The organism is Mesorhizobium shangrilense (assembly GCF_040537815.1).
GTDB lineage: Bacteria > Pseudomonadota > Alphaproteobacteria > Rhizobiales > Rhizobiaceae > Mesorhizobium > Mesorhizobium shangrilense.
Window position 1 is genome coordinate 121,936 of record NZ_JBEWSZ010000005.1, and the last position, 14,073, is coordinate 136,008.

16 protein-coding genes are annotated in these 14,073 nt (G+C 62.5%); 9 read left to right on the forward strand and 7 right to left on the reverse strand.

The window, feature by feature from the left end; genetic code table 11:
- From ABVQ20_RS32770 to pldH, 4 genes are read left to right on the forward strand one after another with little or no spacing between them, the layout of a single operon-like run.
- The gene (locus ABVQ20_RS32770; RefSeq protein WP_354463886.1) at window positions 1-936 is read left to right on the forward strand and encodes a putative B6 ABC transporter permease subunit 1; all 936 of its coding nucleotides are present in this window, start codon (window positions 1-3) and stop codon (window positions 934-936) included.
- Between the two features lie 47 nt (window positions 937-983).
- Window positions 984-1,790 carry a 4-pyridoxolactonase gene (gene pldA, locus ABVQ20_RS32775; RefSeq protein ID WP_354463888.1) on the forward strand — a complete coding sequence of 269 codons (807 nt, stop codon included), beginning with the start codon at window positions 984-986 and terminating at the stop codon, window positions 1,788-1,790.
- A 25-nt stretch (window positions 1,791-1,815) separates the two neighbouring features.
- The gene (gene ppaT, locus ABVQ20_RS32780; RefSeq protein WP_354463889.1) at window positions 1,816-2,994 is read left to right on the forward strand and encodes a pyridoxamine--pyruvate transaminase; all 1,179 of its coding nucleotides are present in this window, start codon (window positions 1,816-1,818) and stop codon (window positions 2,992-2,994) included.
- A gap of 38 nt (window positions 2,995-3,032) precedes the next feature.
- The gene (pldH, locus tag ABVQ20_RS32785; protein ID WP_354463891.1) at window positions 3,033-3,779 is read left to right on the forward strand and encodes a pyridoxal 4-dehydrogenase, SDR-type; all 747 of its coding nucleotides are present in this window, start codon (window positions 3,033-3,035) and stop codon (window positions 3,777-3,779) included.
- Between the two features lie 10 nt (window positions 3,780-3,789).
- Here the strand turns inward: pldH and ABVQ20_RS32790 are convergent, their stop codons facing one another.
- From ABVQ20_RS32790 to cyoA, 5 genes are all read right to left on the reverse strand, one after another.
- The gene (locus ABVQ20_RS32790; protein ID WP_354463892.1) at window positions 3,790-4,509 is read right to left on the reverse strand and encodes an SURF1 family protein; all 720 of its coding nucleotides are present in this window, start codon (window positions 4,507-4,509) and stop codon (window positions 3,790-3,792) included.
- A 92-nt stretch (window positions 4,510-4,601) separates the two neighbouring features.
- Entirely contained in the window at window positions 4,602-4,982 is a 381-nt protein-coding gene (gene cyoD, locus ABVQ20_RS32795) for a cytochrome o ubiquinol oxidase subunit IV (RefSeq protein WP_354463894.1), read from the reverse strand.
- Window positions 4,979-5,605: a cytochrome o ubiquinol oxidase subunit III gene (gene cyoC / locus ABVQ20_RS32800; protein WP_354463896.1), complete on the reverse strand. Its 627-nt coding sequence runs from the start codon at window positions 5,603-5,605 to the stop codon at window positions 4,979-4,981. The genes cyoD and cyoC overlap by 4 nt, the downstream gene beginning before the upstream one ends.
- A 5-nt stretch (window positions 5,606-5,610) precedes the next feature.
- Window positions 5,611-7,623, reverse strand: coding sequence for a cytochrome o ubiquinol oxidase subunit I (gene cyoB / locus ABVQ20_RS32805; protein ID WP_354463898.1), 2,013 nt, complete (start codon window positions 7,621-7,623; stop codon window positions 5,611-5,613).
- A 15-nt stretch (window positions 7,624-7,638) separates the two neighbouring features.
- A complete protein-coding gene (gene cyoA, locus ABVQ20_RS32810) occupies window positions 7,639-8,808 on the reverse strand; it encodes a ubiquinol oxidase subunit II (RefSeq protein WP_354463899.1) in 1,170 nt (389 codons plus the stop codon).
- A 181-nt stretch (window positions 8,809-8,989) separates the two neighbouring features.
- Here cyoA and ABVQ20_RS32815 point away from each other — a divergent pair, with 181 nt between their 5' ends.
- The 3 genes from ABVQ20_RS32815 to ABVQ20_RS32825 are packed head-to-tail and all read left to right on the forward strand — an operon-like array spanning window position 8,990 to window position 12,145.
- Window positions 8,990-10,303 (forward strand): MFS transporter, encoded by a 1,314-nt coding sequence (locus tag ABVQ20_RS32815; RefSeq protein ID WP_354463901.1) that lies wholly within the window; start codon window positions 8,990-8,992, stop codon window positions 10,301-10,303.
- Between the two features lie 38 nt (window positions 10,304-10,341).
- Window positions 10,342-11,622: an ATP-binding protein gene (locus ABVQ20_RS32820; RefSeq protein WP_354463902.1), complete on the forward strand. Its 1,281-nt coding sequence runs from the start codon at window positions 10,342-10,344 to the stop codon at window positions 11,620-11,622.
- Window positions 11,612-12,145 (forward strand): response regulator transcription factor, encoded by a 534-nt coding sequence (locus ABVQ20_RS32825; RefSeq protein ID WP_354463904.1) that lies wholly within the window; start codon window positions 11,612-11,614, stop codon window positions 12,143-12,145. Before ABVQ20_RS32820 ends, ABVQ20_RS32825 begins: the two co-directional genes overlap by 11 nt.
- Before the next feature lie 37 nt (window positions 12,146-12,182).
- On the opposite strand, the gene ABVQ20_RS32830 is transcribed toward ABVQ20_RS32825, so the two are convergent.
- Window positions 12,183-12,530: a hypothetical protein gene (locus ABVQ20_RS32830; RefSeq protein WP_354463906.1), complete on the reverse strand. Its 348-nt coding sequence runs from the start codon at window positions 12,528-12,530 to the stop codon at window positions 12,183-12,185.
- 452 nt (window positions 12,531-12,982) lie between these two features.
- Between ABVQ20_RS32830 and ABVQ20_RS32835 the strand changes: the two genes are divergently transcribed.
- Both ABVQ20_RS32835 and ABVQ20_RS32840 read left to right on the forward strand, forming a co-directional pair.
- Complete coding sequence (locus ABVQ20_RS32835) at window positions 12,983-13,288, forward strand: DUF1236 domain-containing protein (RefSeq protein WP_354463908.1); 306 nt, start codon at window positions 12,983-12,985, stop codon at window positions 13,286-13,288.
- A 183-nt stretch (window positions 13,289-13,471) separates the two neighbouring features.
- A complete protein-coding gene (locus ABVQ20_RS32840) occupies window positions 13,472-13,615 on the forward strand; it encodes a hypothetical protein (RefSeq protein ID WP_354463909.1) in 144 nt (47 codons plus the stop codon).
- Between the two features lie 55 nt (window positions 13,616-13,670).
- Here ABVQ20_RS32840 and ABVQ20_RS32845 read toward each other — a convergent pair whose 3' ends face one another.
- Complete coding sequence (locus ABVQ20_RS32845; RefSeq protein ID WP_354463911.1) at window positions 13,671-14,072, reverse strand: hypothetical protein; 402 nt, start codon at window positions 14,070-14,072, stop codon at window positions 13,671-13,673.
- Window position 14,073 lies beyond the last annotated feature (1 nt).

The following is a 14,073-nucleotide window of genomic DNA, read 5'->3' on the forward strand; positions in this document are numbered from 1 at the left end:
ATGACCGGGCTCTTCAGTGAAGTCTTCCTCAGCGCGCTCCTGTTCGGCGCCGTCACCGCGGCGATCCCGCTGCTGCTGGCCGGGCTCGGCGAGCAGATGTCGGAAAAGGCCGGCGTGCTCAACATCGGCATCGAAGGCATGATGCTGGCCGGCGCCTATCTCGGCTTCGTCGGCGCCTTCTATTCGGGGTCGCTGTGGCTGGGGTTCCTCACGGGCGCCGCTGGCGGCGTCGCGGTGGCGCTGATCATGGCGCTGCTGTGCGTGCGCATCGGGCTGAACCAGATCGTGATAGGCATCGCGCTGACGCTCGGTCTCGAAGGCCTGACGGCGCTGCTTCACCATTTCCAGTTCTCGCGCAGCTATCCCCGGCTGCCGGCCGCGGATGCGACCGTCATTCCCCTGCTGTCGGACATTCCGGTGATCGGACCGGCCTTCTTCAAGCATCATTTGATCGTCTATCTGGCGGTCGCGCTGGTGTTCGGCATGGGCTACCTCTACCGGCGCACGCAGCTTGGCCTCAATCTGCAGGCCGCCGGCGACAAGCCGGCCGCGCTCGACGTCGCCGGCATCGATGTGATCAGGACCCGAACCATCGCGGTGCTGACGACCGGCGCGTTGGCCGGGCTCGGCGGCGCCTATCTCGCCAATGTGGGCGCGGGCCTGTTCATTCCCTTCATCACCAACGGCGCCGGCTTTCTCGGCATCGTGCTGGCCATGCTGGCGAGGGGACGGCCGATCTGGGTGCTGTTCGGCGCCTTGCTGTTCGGCGTCTGCCTGTCGCTGACGACCGCCATGCAAGTGGCGGGCATCAACATACCGACCGACGTCATCCAGATGCTGCCGTTCCTGGCTGTCATGATCATGCTGGTGCTGTTCGGGCGGCGCGCCAGCCTGCCGGCGGCGCTCGGCATTCCATATGAGCGCGGCGCGCGCTGACAAGAAACGATGCGCGGAAGGGACCCGCGCCAAAACGGAGGCAAAAAATGTCGGATACCAAGGTCTACCTGCTCGATGGCGGCTCGCTCGTTCTCGACGGCTATCATGTGTTCTGGAATCGCGGCCCCGGCGGCGAAGTGCGCTTTCCCGTCTATTCGATCCTGATCGAGCATGCCGAGGGTCGCTTCCTCATCGACACCGGCTACGACTACGACCACGTCATGAAGGTGCTGCCGTTCGAAAAACCGATCCAGGAAAAGCACCAGACCATTCCCGGTGCGCTGGCCCTGCTCGGGCTCGAGCCGAAGGATATTGACGTCGTCGTCAACTCGCATTTCCATTTCGACCATTGCGGCGGCAACAAGTATTTTCCGCACGCCAAGAAGATCTGCCACCGCTCGGAGGTGCCACAGGCCTGCAACCCCGAGCCCTTCGAACATCTCGGCTATTCGGACCTGAGCTTCTCGGCGGAGGCGGCGGAAGCGCGTGGCGCGACCGCCCAGCTGTTGGCCGGCACGACGCGCGCCAACTCGACCTTCGAAGGGATCGAAGGCGACATCGATCTTGCCAAGGGGGTCAAGCTGATCTCGACGCCCGGCCATTCGATCGGCCATTACAGCCTGCTGGTCGAGTTCCCCAAGCGCAAGCCGATCATGTTCACCATCGACGCCGCCTATACGCAGAAGAGCCTTGAAACGCTGTGCCAGGCGGCCTTCCATATCGACCCGGTGGCGGGCGTCAATTCGATGCGCAAGGTGAAGAAGCTGGCCGAGGACCACGGCGCCGAGCTGATGTACTCGCACGACATGGATAACTTCAAGACCTACAAGACCGGCACGCAGTTCTACGGCTAACCGCCGCCAATCCGGAGACAAGACCATGCGCTATTCAGATCACGCCGATCCGGTCATCACGCTGACAGCAGGCCCGGTGAACGCCTATCCCGAAGTGCTGCGCGGCCTCTCGCGCACGGTGCTCTACGACTATGACCCGGCGTTCCAGCTCTTCTACGAGAAGGTGGTCGACAAGGCGCAGAAGGCGATGCGGCTGTCCAACAAGCCGCTGATCCTGCATGGCGAGCCGGTGCTGGGCCTCGAGGCCGCCGCTGCATCCTTGATCACACCCGACGACGTTGTGCTCAATCTCGCATCCGGCGTCTATGGCAAGGGCTTTGGCTATTGGGCGAAACGCTATTCGCCGCATCTGCTCGAAATCGAAGTGCCCTACAACGAGGCCATCGACCCGCAGTCGGTCGCCGATATGCTGAAGGCGCATCCGGAAATCACCATCGTATCCGTCTGCCACCATGATACGCCGTCGGGTACGATCAACCCGATCGATGCCATCGGCGCGCTGGTCTCGGCGCATGGCGCCTATCTGATCGTCGACGCGGTTTCTTCCTTCGGCGGCATGAAGACGCATCCCGAGGACTGCAGGGCCGACATCTATGTGACCGGCCCCGGCAAGTGCCTGGGAGCGCCGCCGGCGCTGACGATCATGGGCGTCAGCGAGCGCGCCTGGGCCAAGATGAAAGCCAACAAGGCAGCACCCCGCGCGTCGGTGTTGAGCATCGTCGACTGGGAAAATGCCTGGTCGCGGGACAAGCCGTTTCCGTTCACGCCATCGGTGGCCGAGGTGAACGGTCTCGATGTCGCGCTCGACCTCTATCTGAACGAAGGCCCCGAGGCCGTGTGGGCGCGCCACGCGCTGACGGCAAAAGCCATGCGTGCGGGCGTCGTCGGCATGGGCCTGTCGATATGGGCCGCCAATGACAAGATCGCGTCGCCGAGCACGACGGCCGTGCGCACGCCCGACGGCGTCGACGAGAAGGCGCTGAGGATCGCGGCGCGTGCCCGCTACGGCGTGGTGTTCTCGTCGGGCCGCGGCGAGACATTGGGCAAGCTGACGCGCGTCGGCCATATGGGGCCGACGGCGCAGCCGATCTATGCGATCGCGGCACTGACGGCGCTTGGCGGCGCCATGAATGCGGCCGGACAGAAGCTGGCGGTCGGCAAGGGCATCGACGCGGCGCTGGCCGTCATCGACGCCGACGCCTGAACAGACATCATCAGATTGCGCATTGAGGGAGAAATTTCATGACTGAACGGCTTGCGGGAAAGACGGCGCTGGTTACGGGCGCGGCACAGGGCATCGGCAAGGCGATCGCGACGCGGCTTGCCGCCGACGGCGCGACCGTCATCGTCAGCGACATCAACGCCGACGGAGCCAAGGCTGCCGCTGCGTCGATCGGCGGAAAGGCCAAGGCGATCACCGCCGACATTTCCGATCCGGCGTCGGTCAAGGCGCTGTTTGCCGAGATCCAGGCACTCACCGGCGGCGTCGACATCCTGGTCAACAACGCCAGCATCGTGCCGTTCATCGCCTGGGACGATGTCGACCTCGACCATTGGCGCAAGATCATCGACGTCAACCTCACCGGCACCTTCATCGTCAGCCGCGCGGCGACCGACCAGATGCGGGCGGCTGGCAAGGCCGGGCGGGTGATCAGCATCGCCTCCAACACCTTCTTCGCCGGCACGCCGAACATGGCTGCGTACGTCGCCGCCAAGGGCGGGGTCATCGGCTTCACCCGGGCAATGGCCACGGAACTCGGCAAGTACAACATCACCGCGAATGCGGTGACGCCCGGACTGATCGAGAGCGACGGCGTCAAGGCGAGCCCGCACAATGAGGCGTTCGGCTTCGTCGAGATGCTGCAGGCGATGAAGGGCAAGGGTCAGCCGGAGCATATCGCCGACGTGGTGTCGTTCCTGGCCTCGGAGGACGCCCGCTGGATCACCGGCCAGACACTGAATGTCGATGCCGGGATGGTCAGGCACTAAGCAGGATCGATCATACCACTCGTTCCGGTCGCCGTGGCCTCTCTTGCATCTCATGACGCCAGAGATAGGCAACGGCGCCCAACACCATCAAGGCCAGCGCGAACCACGTCACCGCGTAGACGAGATGGCTGTTGTGAAACGAGACGACCGTCAGGCCGCCGACCGGCCATCCGCCCGGATTGGGCGTCGCGCCGGCATCGATGAAGTAGGGGGCGACCTGCGCGATGCCCAGTGTCGTGGCGATGGCCTGGACATCGCGCGAATACCAGCGGTTACCAGCCGGATCGTTGTTGCGCAGGAAGCCGCCCTTCGGTTCCGTCATACGCAGCAAGCCGTGAATTTCATTGTGGTCGCCTGAGGGCTTGCCGGCCAGACGGGTCGCCGGATCACGCTTGTCCGGCGACACGAAGCCCCTGTTCACCAGCACCGTGAAACCATCATCCGTGCGGAACGGCACCATCACCCAGAAGCCGCCGCCGAGATCGCTCACCGCCTGAACCAGGGTCTCGCGATCGTCGAGAAAACGGCCCGGCACGACAAGCCGGCGATATTCATCATCCGCCGCGTTGACCGCAGCCCAGTCCGCGGGGCCTGGGGCGGCCACGGGCGCCGCCTGCAGGCGATGTTCGACACGGTCGATCAGGTCGAGCTTCCAGACGCGGCGCTCCAGCTGCCAGATTCCAAGCGCTGAAAAACCGGCGACGCCGATGGCACCGCATAGGGTGAGCACGAGCAGCTTCCATTTCGAACGCGGAGCCTTTCGGCTGTCGCCTCTATCGGAACGCGGTCGCGCCTGCGCCTCTTCGTGCAAGGCTGACCCTCTCAGGGCATCTGGCTCATGTCGTGGCCGGGCATCATGTTGACGTTGAGGTGGTACATGACCCAGAGCGAACCTGTCAGCGCGATCACCACCAGGATGAGGGTGAAGATCAGCGCCATCATGGTCCAGCCGCTTTCCGACCGTGTGTTCATATGCAGGAAGAACACCATGTGGACGACGATCTGCACCACCGCGAAGGCCATGATGGCGATCGCCGAGGCCATCTGGTTGCCCAGCGCATTGGTCATGACCAGCCAGAAGGGAATGGCCGTCAGCACCACCGACAGGCCGAAGCCCGTCAGATAGCCGCGTAGCGAGCCGTGATCGACGCCATGATGCGCGTGGCCGTTTTCGTTGGTGTCGGCGTGATGTCCGGCGCTCATCGCAACATTCCCATCAGGTAGACGAAGGTGAAGACGCCGATCCAGATGACGTCGAGGAAGTGCCAGAACATGCTGAGGCACATCAGGCGCCGCTGGTTCGCGGCGATCAGCCCGTGCCTGGAGACCTGGACCATCAGCACCACCAGCCAGACGAGGCCGAAGGTGACGTGCAGGCCGTGCGTTCCCACCAGCGCGAAGAAGGACGACAGGAAGCCGCTGCGCTGCGGTGTCGCGCCTTCGTGGATGAAATGCGCGAATTCGTAGAGTTCGATGCCGAGGAAGGCGAGGCCGAACAGGCCGGTGACCACCAGCCAGAACTGCATGGACCGCACACGTCCCTTCGCCATCTCCAGCATGGCGAAGCCGTAGGTGATCGAGGACAGGAGCAGCATGGTGGTGTTGAGCGCGACCAGCGGAAGATCGAACAGGTCCTTTGGCGCCGGCCCGGCGGCGTAATTGCCGCCGAGAACGCCATAGACCGCGAACAGCATTGCGAAGATGAGGCAGTCGCTCATCAGATAGATCCAGAAGCCGAGCATGGTGCTGCTGCCGCTCTCGGCATGCCCGTGGTCGTCCTCCAGATGGAAGATCGTGTCGTCGATCACAGTGTCAGCGTGTGCCATGATGCTCATATCGCTTGGGCGTTGGCCGCGAGCAGGCGTGTCCGCTCGTCCTCGACATGCGTGACGTCGCTGGACGGAATGTGGAAGTCCCGGTCGTAGTTGAAGGTATGCGCGATGGCGTAGCCGATCAGGGCGATGAAGCTCACGATCGCCAGCCACCAGATGTACCAGATGAGCGCCACGGCAAGCACCACGCTCAACCCCGCCAGGATCACGCCGGCTCCGGTGTTGCGGGGCATGTGGATGTCGCGGAAGCCTGTCAGAGGACGCTGGTAGCCGCGCCTCTTCATGTCCGCCCACGCGTCGAGATCATGGACAACCGGCGTGAAGGCGAAATTGTAGGCCGGCGGCGGCGACGACGTCGCCCATTCGAGCGTGCGCCCGTCCCACGGATCGCCGGTGTCGTCACGAAGCTGCTCGCGCCGCCGCACGCTGACGAAGATCTGGATGAGGAAGGACACGATGCCGAGCAGGATCAGGAAAGCGCCGAAGGCGGCGATGATGAACCAGATCTGCAGCGAGGGATCATCGAAGGTGCGCAGCCTTCGCGTCACGCCCATCAGGCCGAGGATATAGAGCGGCATGAAGGCGAACCAGAAGCCAAGGACCCAGAACCAGAAGGACAGCTTTCCCCAGAATGGATCGAGCCGGAAACCGAAGGCCTTGGGGAACCAGTAGCTGATACCGGCAAACAGGCCGAACAGCACGCCGCCGATGATGACGTTGTGGAAATGTGCGACCAGGAACAGGCTGTTGTGGAGCACGAAGTCGGCCGGCGGAACCGCGAGCATCACACCGGTCATGCCGCCAACCACGAAGGTCAGCATGAAGGCAACCGTCCACATCATCGGCAGTTCGAAGCGGATGCGCCCCCGGTACATGGTGAACAGCCAGTTGAATATCTTGGCGCCCGTCGGGATGGAGATGATCATCGTGGTGATGCCGAAGAACGAGTTGACGCTCGCTCCCGACCCCATGGTGAAGAAGTGGTGCAGCCAGACCAGGTAGGACAGGATGGTGATGACGACGGTTGCGTAGACCATCGAGGTATAGCCGAAGAGCCGCTTGCCGCAGAAGGTCGAGGTGACTTCGGAGAATATGCCGAAGGCCGGCAGGATCAGGATGTAGACCTCGGGGTGGCCCCAGATCCAGATCAGGTTCACATACATCATCGGGTTGCCGCCGAAGTCGTTCGTGAAGAAGTTGGTGCCGACATAGCGGTCGAGCGACAGCAGCGCCAGCACCGCCGTCAGCACCGGGAAGGCGGCGACGATGAGCACGTTGGTGCAGAGCGCGGTCCAGGTGAAGATCGGCATTCTCATCATCGACATGCCGGGAGCGCGCATCTTGACGATGGTGCAGACGAGATTCACGCCCGACAGCAGAGTGCCGACGCCCGCCACCTGCAGTGCCCAGATATAATAGTCGACGCCGACATCGGGACTGTAGCCGATGCCCGACAGCGGCGGATAGGCCAGCCAGCCGGTGCGGGCGAATTCGCCGACGAACAGCGACATCATGACGATGACCGCGCCGCCGGCGGTCATCCAGAAGCTGAAATTGTTGAGGAACGGGAACGACACGTCGCGCGCGCCGATCTGCAGCGGGACGACGAAATTCATCAGGCCGGTGACCAGGGGCATCGCCACGAAGAAGATCATGATCACGCCATGCGCGGTGAAGATCTGGTCGTAGTGATGCGAGTTGAGGTAGCCCTCGGAGCCGCCGAAGGCCATTGCCTGCTGGAGGCGCATCATGATGGCGTCGCTGAAGCCGCGCAGCAGCATGATGATGCCGAGCACCATGTACATGACGCCGATACGCTTGTGGTCGACGCTGGTGAACCACTCGCGCCAGAGATAGCCCCAGAGCTTGAAATAGGTCAGGACGCCGAGAAGGGCGATGCCGCCAAGTGCTACGACAGCGAAAGTCACGACCACGATGGGCTCGTGAAGCGGGAGCGACTCGAGCGTCAACCGGCCGAAGATCGCCTTGAGAAGTGCGGGATTGTCGAACATGTCTTGCGTGGCGCCTCAGGAGTTGGAGGGCGAGCGAACCGTGCCGGTTGCTTGGGGGGACGGCAGTCGGATCGACAGGGGCATTGGCCGTTGCAGGCCGGCGCCGAGGATCGGGGTCGAGGTCATAGGCACAGCGGGTGGCGCCGCGTTCGAAGCCGCCAGTGCTTCCTCGGTCGTGCATATGCTGGCGACATAGGATGGCGCGGGGCCGAATATCGTGCCGCGGCGCGCGAACTTGTCGTAGAGCAGCGGCAGGGTGTTGCGGACGCCGGCCAGGCCGAGCCCGCCCTTGGCGTCGATCTGTGACATCTCGCTCATGCACATCTTGCCGGGCTCGACGCACATGTTGAGGATCGCCTTGTAGAGGTCGGAATCCACTGCAGCGTAGCGACGCACCGGTTGCTTCTCGCTGGGTTGTTCGAGCTGCAGATAATTGGTCCGGTCGAGCTTGCCGCCGCCCTGCTTCGCCTTGGCTATCCACGTCTGGAAGTCGGCATCGCTCAGCCCATGGAACGCGAAGTGCATTCCCGAGAAGCCGGCGCCGCTATAGTTGGCGGAGAACCCTTCATAGTCGCCGGCCTTGTTTATGACCGCGTGCAGCTTGGTTTCCATGCCTGGCATCGCGTAGATCTGGCCGGCCAGAGCGGGGATGTAGAAGGAATTCATCACCGAGGCGGAGGTGATGCGGAAGCTGATCGGCCGATCGACGGGTGCCGCCATCTCGTTGACCAGGGCGACGCCATATTCCGGGTAGATGAACAGCCATTTCCAGTCCAGCGCCACGACCTCGACCTCAAGCGGACGCACGTCCGGCGCCAGCGGCTTGTCGGAGGCGACACGTCCGATCGGACGATAGGGGTCGAGCAGATGCGTGCCCATCCAGGTCACGGCGCCCAGACAGATGATGATCAGCAGAGGCACGGCCCAGATGACCAGCTCGAGATGGGTCGAGTGGTCCCAATCCGGCTCGTAGCGCGCTTCGCGGTTGGACTGGCGGTATCGCCAGGCAAAGAATATGGTGAGGGCCATCACCGGTATGATGACGATCAGCATCAGTGCCGTGGACACCACCAAAAGGTCGCGCTGCTGAGCGGCCACATCGCCGGCGGGGTTCATGACGACCATGCTGCAGGAGCCGAGCGACGCCAGCAAGGGCAGCAGGAAAAGGGTACGGAGACGGTTCAATTTATGACCTGTCGGTTGTTCCCCCGAGTGCTAGCTGCACTGCAGCAATGAAGGCATTGGACAATTTGTCCAATGCCGCGATGACGCGGCAACCGCCATCAAAGCGTCTGGCCCGCGCATATGGCAAGCGATCGCATGCGAATGCGAGGGGAGTCATGCCTCCCGGGCAACGGAGAATGCTGTGAGCCCAACTTCGAAGATCGAAGCCGACGCAAGACGGATCAATGCGCGTCATCATGAGGTGAGGCCGGGCGAAATCGCCGTCGGGGTCATCATCGGGCGCACATCCGAGTTCTTTGACTTCTTTGTCTACGCGATCGCTTCCGTCATCGTTTTTCCCAAGCTCGTATTCCCCTATGCCGACCCGCTGACGGGGACGCTCTACTCCTTCGGGATATTCGCGCTTGCCTTCATCGCGCGGCCAATCGGGACGACGATCTTCATCGAGGTCGACCGCGCCTTCGGGCGCAGTGCCAGGCTCACCATCGCGCTGTTCCTGCTGGGTACCTCCACCGTGGCGATCGCCTTCGTGCCTGGTTACGAGAATATCGGCTCGGCTTCGGCCTGGCTTCTGGTGATGTTCCGTATCGGCCAGGGATTGGCGCTGGGTGGAACGTGGGACGGTCTTGCCTCGCTGCTGGCGCTGAATGCGCCGGAAAACCGCCGCGGCTGGTATGCGATGATCCCGCAGCTCGGTGCACCGCTCGGTCTCATCGTCGCCAGCGCCCTGTTTGCATACTTTGTCGGCAATCTGTCGGCGGAAGACTTCTTCAGCTGGGGCTGGCGCTACCCGTTCTTCGTCGCCTTCGCCATCAATGTCGTGGCGCTGTTCGCGCGCCTGCGTATCGTCATGGCGCCTGAATACACGAAGCTGTTCGAAGGTCAGGAACTGGAGCCGACCTCGGTGAGCGAGACATTGCGCGCGGAAGGGCGCACCGTGGTGCTTGGTGCCTTCGCGCCGCTGGCAAGCTTTGCGCTGTTCCACATGGTCACGGTGTTTCCGCTGTCCTGGATCTTCCTGTTCACGCGCGAAGCGCCGGCACGGTTCCTGGTCATCGAGACGATCGGGGCCTTCTTCGGTCTGGCCGCAATCGCGATCTCGGGCCTTGTCGCCGACCGGATCGGACGCTGGCCCCTGCTCGGCGGTTCCGCCGTGGCCATCGCCGTGTTCAGCGGCTTCGCGCCGCAGCTGCTCGACGGCGGTTTCGTCGGAGAGTCCATCTTCATGGTGCTGGGCTTCGTTCTGCTCGGCCTGTCATTCGGTCAGTCTTCCGGTGCGCTCGCCTCCAATTTTTCCAGGACCTATCGCTATACCGGCGCTGCACTGACCTCGGATCTCGCCTGGCTGTTCGGCGCTGGCTTCGCGCCCATCGTCGCCCTGTTCCTGTCCGCCCATTTCGGGTTGATATCGTCGGGCGCCTATCTGTTGTCGGGAGCGGCCTGCACGCTTCTGGCACTCAGGCTCAGCCAGCGCCTGGATCGTACGACCGCCTGAGTGGCATGCTCAGCCATGGCCCAGGACCTGCCGGCCGCATGACCCTGCACGACAAGACCAACAAGCAGAATTTCCTGCTTCTGATCCAGTTGCGCTGGATCGCGGTCGGCGGTCAGATCGTGACGATCCTGTTTGTTCGCTACGCGCTTGGCATCGGCCTGCCGCTGATCCCGATGGCGGTGGTGATCCTGCTGCTGATCGCGCTCAACATCGCCAGCCTGCGCCGGCATGCCAGCCAGGACGCGATCACCAACACCGAGATATTCCTCGGCCTTCTGCTCGACGTCGCCGCCTTGACGGTCCAGCTCTATCTGAGCGGCGGCGCGTCCAACCCCTTCATTTCGCTTTACCTGCTCCAGGTCATCCTGGGCGCGGTGCTGCTGGAGACGTGGTCGGTCTGGGCGCTGGTATTCATCGCCAGCGCGTGCTTCATCGCGCTGACCACCTTCTACCGCGAGATCAGCCTGCCGCATACGCATGACGCCGGGCTGTTCAGCCTTCACATCCAGGGCATGTTCATCTGCTTCGTGCTGGCGGCAACGCTTCTGGTGCTGTTCATCACCAGGGTCCAGCACAACATTCGAACCCGTGACGCCCATCTTGCGGATTTGCGCCAGCAATCGGCGGAAGAGGATCATATCGTTCGGATGGGCCTGCTCGCCTCGGGTGCCGCGCATGAACTTGGCACGCCGCTCGCCACGCTTTCGGTCATCCTCAACGATTGGCAGCGCATGCCAAGCCTCAAGGCCGATCCGGAGATGGCACAGGAAATCCAGGTGATGCAGGGCCAGCTGGACCGCTGCAAGAAGATCGTCTCGGGTATCCTGATGTCGTCGGGCGAGTTGCGCGGCGAGGGAACCGTTCGCACCTCCGTTGATGCCTTCCTGGCGGAACTGGTGGCCGAATGGAAGGTGACACGGCTGCCGCAAGATTTCGAATACACCAAGCGCTTCGGCACCAATCAGGAGATCGTGTCAGATCCTGCGCTCAAGCAAGTGATGTTCAATGTGCTGGACAATGCGCTCGAAGCGTCGCCTCTATGGGTCGGGCTGATCGTCAGCCGCCGTGCGGACAGTCTCATCGTCGAAGTCGTCGACGCGGGGCCGGGATTTGAAGAAGCCATGCTTGCTGAATTCGGCAAGCCTTACAGTTCGACCAAGAACCGGCCCGGCAGCGGGCTTGGCCTGTTCCTTGTCGTCAACGTCATCCGCAAGCTGGGGGGTACCGTCACCGTAAGGAACAGATCCGAGGGGGGAGCTTCGGTCACGTTGCATCTGCCGCTGGCTGCTCTGTCTCCAGGAGGGCACAATGCCGACTAAACGCTCGCTCTTGATTGTCGAGGATGACATCGCCTTTGCAAACGCGCTGCGCCGGTCTTTCGAACGACGTGACTATGATACGCATACCTGCCAGAGCGTCGACTGCGTGCTTGCGCTGATCGGCACGGTCGCGTTCCGATATGCTGTCGTCGATCTCAAGCTTGCCGGCGGTTCGGGCCTCGAATGCGTCAAGGCGCTGCATGAGCACGATCCTGACATGCGGATCGTGGTGCTCACCGGCTTTGCCAGCATCGCCACGGCTGTCGAGGCGATAAAGCTCGGCGCCTGCCAGTATCTCGCCAAGCCCGCCAACACCGACGACATCGAGGCTGCCTTCGGCCAGGTCGAGGGTGATGCGTCGGTGCCGCTCACCGAACGGCCGACGTCGATCAAGAACCTCGAATGGGAGCGCATTCACGAGACGCTGGTCGACACCGACTTCAACATCTCGGAGACGGCGCGGCGGCTGGGCATGCATCGGCGAACGCTGGCGCGGAAGCTCGAAAAGAGGCGCGTGAAGTAAGCGCGATGTGACGTGGACCACCAGATCCGGTTGACCGTCAGTCCATCGACGCCTGCGGCCCGGTCACGGTTCGCGGGCAGTCGAAGGAATCCCAATGGATGTCCTTCAAGACCCAAGAGGGTCTACTGCCGCACGCGTTCACGGGTGGGGAGCACGCCGGACAGACGAAGGCGCCAAAGCTGTTGATCTCGATGGCTCCCTTCAGATCGACCGGGTTCACAATCGCCGCGAACGCGCCGGACCGATATTGAAATACCACGATTTTCCCCGCGCCGCCGGGCCCGGTCCAGCTATAGCGTGCGCGGGGCTCCTCATAGCCATTGTCCTCGACCGACTCGAGATGGCCGGCTGAGCCTATGGATTTCTGGAGGTCGGCGAATGTCACGAGGCCTCGCAGATGTCTCGCCCAGGTCGCCGTTATGGCAAACTCAGCCTCGCCCTTTCCCGATTCGGCCGGCCAGGATTGCGCGAAGGACGAGACCGACGCCCCCGCCAACATCGACACCAGCGCGAAAAGACACGCCTTCCCTGCAGTGCGACCTGGGTGCATTTCCCATTGTACCAAAACTGTTTTCATCCGGCGATAGACGGGCTGGGGCTATGTTTGCGCAGCCGCCATGCACGGTCCATTCAACGCCGCCAGGGGTAGAGTGCATCCAAGAGACGTGGCTAACGCCAGTTGCCGGCGAACGCCCCTTCTGGCGGTTTGTTCCGGCGGAGAGGCCTCACATATGGAGTCAAATAGTTAGATTCTGTTCCGGGAACAAAGGCGTAGCCAGCCCTTTATATTCCCGGCGACTAACGTAAGCGCCAGATGACCGAACAAGGGAGATAACTATGAAAACGTATATGATTACCTTGGCAGCCGGCGCCATTTTGATGTCAGGCTTGGGCGTGGCAATGGCGGATACCATCATCGTCAAGCCGGAGGACCAGAAGGTTTACCGGGAATATGTCCACAAGAACCCGCTTGCCTCGATCAAGCTTCCCGGAGTCGAATTGAATGTCGGCACAAGACTTGATGACAAGGTCGAGCTTCGAGAGGTGCCCAACGAGAGATACCGGTACACCGTCATTGAAGGAAGAACGGTGCTGGTGGACCCCGATACCCATCAGGTCGTCCAGGTTCTGGATGCCGAATGATCGGCCAATGGCCCCCAGGCCCGCGCGAAAGCGCGGGCCCGGATTGCGCTGGTAAGGGCGCGGGCTTTCTCGGACAACCGTCGTATGGGCGCCTAGGAGCGCCGCCGGGCTCAATCGATGTTCATTAGCGTTTCCTCACGAAATAGGATATGATGCCAGTTTGGGTGGCGGGGAGATGGCACCATGCGTGCCGACAAAGGGAATCTACAAAAACTTCAGGGGTTCGATCGTTTCGCTGTGATGACGCTTGTGCTGATCTCCAGCCTGTACGTCATCCTGGTGACGGTGATCGAATTTGGCGAGGATTTCGGGTTCTACTGGCCTTGATTTGATGGGGAACGCCATAAGGGGCGAGTGGTCGCACGGCCTGGAACCGAAGCGATCAGATATTGAAGACGTGCGACGCGATCAGCCCGGCCAGGAGCACGCCCGCAATGAGAGCAATGATCGAGGCGAGGAACCAGCGCAGCGTGACTTGATAGACCGGCTCGTCGTCGTCCCGTGGGAGCAGTGACCGCCACAGTGCGAGGAGCTGAAGGACGATGGCCATTGCCAGCAGGAGCGTCGCCAGGATCGAGGCAACCGACCATTCGCCTTCAGCTTCGAAATTCCAGTAGCGCAGGAAAAGAAGCGAAAATCCGAGCAGCACGGTGATCGCGGAGATGACACCCTGTCGGTAGCCGGCGGGCAATGGAACCTTGCGCGCCTTGATTGCCTGAGAATGTGGCTCGATGGCCTCCTGGCGATCGGGATCGTCATCCGGGCCTTTGGGCGGGTCGATCATC

Bases quoted from the DNA above. Each gene is read 5' to 3' on its own strand.
- ABVQ20_RS32770 (WP_354463886.1), top strand. From the start codon at position 1: ATGACCGGGCTCTTCAGTGAAGTCTTCCTCAGCGCGCTCCTGTTCGGC.
- pldA (WP_354463888.1), top strand. From the start codon at position 984: ATGTCGGATACCAAGGTCTACCTGCTCGATGGCGGCTCGCTCGTTCTC.
- ppaT (WP_354463889.1), top strand. From the start codon at position 1,816: ATGCGCTATTCAGATCACGCCGATCCGGTCATCACGCTGACAGCAGGC.
- pldH (WP_354463891.1), top strand. From the start codon at position 3,033: ATGACTGAACGGCTTGCGGGAAAGACGGCGCTGGTTACGGGCGCGGCA.
- cyoD (WP_354463894.1), bottom strand. From the start codon at position 4,982: ATGAGCGCCGGACATCACGCCGACACCAACGAAAACGGCCACGCGCAT.
- cyoC (WP_354463896.1), bottom strand. From the start codon at position 5,605: ATGGCACACGCTGACACTGTGATCGACGACACGATCTTCCATCTGGAG.
- cyoB (WP_354463898.1), bottom strand. From the start codon at position 7,623: ATGTTCGACAATCCCGCACTTCTCAAGGCGATCTTCGGCCGGTTGACG.
- ABVQ20_RS32820 (WP_354463902.1), top strand. From the start codon at position 10,342: ATGACCCTGCACGACAAGACCAACAAGCAGAATTTCCTGCTTCTGATC.
- ABVQ20_RS32825 (WP_354463904.1), top strand. From the start codon at position 11,612: ATGCCGACTAAACGCTCGCTCTTGATTGTCGAGGATGACATCGCCTTT.
- ABVQ20_RS32835 (WP_354463908.1), top strand. From the start codon at position 12,983: ATGAAAACGTATATGATTACCTTGGCAGCCGGCGCCATTTTGATGTCA.
- ABVQ20_RS32840 (WP_354463909.1), top strand. From the start codon at position 13,472: ATGCGTGCCGACAAAGGGAATCTACAAAAACTTCAGGGGTTCGATCGT.
- ABVQ20_RS32845 (WP_354463911.1), bottom strand. From the start codon at position 14,072: ATGATCGACCCGCCCAAAGGCCCGGATGACGATCCCGATCGCCAGGAG.